This window comes from Sphingobium sp. VMM, assembly GCF_056790315.1.
In genome coordinates this window covers 1-1591 of record NZ_JBXGSI010000053.1, presented here as the reverse complement: position 1 = coordinate 1591, position 1591 = coordinate 1, and the positions used below count along the sequence as shown (strand labels likewise).

The window sequence follows — 1591 nt, the reverse complement described above, 5'->3', positions numbered from 1 at the left end:
CGGACCTGCTTGGGGAAGGTGCCGGCCTGGACCTTGCGATAGAGTGTCGCCCGGCTGAGCCCGGTCCGGTCAAGGACCGTATTGAGCCGAATTATGCGATCGGGTGGCTGAGAGATCATGGTCGTTCTCCATCTCTTGAGGGGTGACATGAGCGCGCCTGATCCCAAGGATTGTTTGGCGGTCGCGCGTCAACCACCTGAGAATGGGCCAATTCGGCCTTGTCGAACCCCGGCAAACGGAGGCGCACCCAGGCGTACAAACGGCCATCAAAATGTTTTGATGATGTCTGGCCGATGCCTCGCCGGCTCTGCCGGCTGAGACGTTTTGAGCTGATTGATTTGGTGGCTGCGGCGCGCGCGGCGGGCCGCGCGCATAGTATCTGATTCGGGGTTCTGGGCGTCCCTGCGTGCCGCCATGCGGTCATCGCGCTTTGCGCGATGGCGTTAGCCTCCGGCATCGGACGGGCAAAGGCGGGCGTCGCTTGTCCCTAGCCCCGCCTCGGCGCCCTGCAACCCCGGCTGCGCCGGGGTCCTCCATGTCCATTGCGGCCCTGCGGGTGCAGGCCGCCGCTCCCGGCGGCGCTGATGGACCGCTCCTGCCACCCGCCTTCGCCCTTCCGGCGCCGGTTGCGGTGTCAAGAAGGAGTTAGGAACATGGCCAATACCGAGCGCCAGAGCATCTATGGCGAAGTCACCTCCCGGATCATCGCGGAACTGGAGGCGGGGCATCTTCCCTGGGTGAAGCCATGGGACTGCAGCGCCTGTCCCTGCACCATGCCGCACAATGCCGTCACCGGGCGGCGCTACTCAGGCATCAACATCCTGATCCTGTGGGCCACCGTGATCGAACGCGGCTTTACCGGGCAGCGCTGGCTCACCTACCGGCAGGCCGAGGCGGCTGGCGGCCATGTTCGCAAAGGCGAGAAGGGGAGCGTCATTTGCTATGCGGATCGCTTCGTTCCCAAGGCCGAGGAAGAGCGCGCGGGCCAAGAGGATCGCGAGGCCAGGACGATTGCGTTTCTGAAGCGCTTTACCGTCTTCAATGTCGACCAGTGCGAGGGGCTGCCCGAAGAGCTGTCCCATGTGCCTGACCTTCCCGGGCCACTGGTATCGATCGCCGAGGCCGACAGCCTGATCCGTAACAGCGGTGCGGACTTCCGCATCGGCGGCGGCGAAGCCTATTATTCTCCGTCTGGTGATTATGTCGCGGTGCCGCCACAGGCGCTCTTCCATGAGCCGATCAACTGGTATCGCACTGCCTTGCATGAGCTTGGCCATTGGACCGGTCATCGCAGCCGGCTGGCGCGGGATCAGTCGGGCGGGTTCGGTACGGCGCTCTATGCAAAAGAGGAACTGGTTGCCGAGATGGCCAGCGCCTTCACCTGCGCGTCGCTGGGGATCGCGCCCACCGTCCGGCATAGCGACTATATCGGTTCCTGGCTCGCCGTCCTGCGCGAGGATGAGCGGGCGATCTTCAAGGCGGCAAGCGCGGCCAGCAAGGCGGCCGATTATCTGCTGGGCATGGAAGTGGCGACGGCATGACCGACAAACTTCCCTTGCGCGTGTTCCTGCGGCGCGGGCGCCGCTCGCTC

At 64.8% G+C, this 1591-nt stretch carries 2 protein-coding genes; one reads left to right on the top strand and one right to left on the bottom strand.

The genetic code is table 11. The features are described from left to right. The coding region (locus ACUCV3_RS27245) for a helix-turn-helix transcriptional regulator (protein ID WP_482241472.1) at window positions 1-119 on the bottom strand (119 nt) is incomplete at its 3' end. 534 nt (window positions 120-653) lie between these two features. On the opposite strand from ACUCV3_RS27245, the gene ACUCV3_RS27240 reads away from it, so the two are divergent. Further along, on the top strand, window positions 654-1541 hold the full coding sequence (locus ACUCV3_RS27240; RefSeq protein WP_482241471.1) for an ArdC family protein: 888 nt from the start codon (window positions 654-656) through the stop codon (window positions 1539-1541). Window positions 1542-1591 lie beyond the last annotated feature (50 nt).

Excerpts from the sequence above, each read along its gene's own strand:
- ACUCV3_RS27240 (WP_482241471.1), top strand. The coding sequence starts at position 654 with ATGGCCAATACCGAGCGCCAGAGCATCTATGGCGAAGTCACCTCCCGG.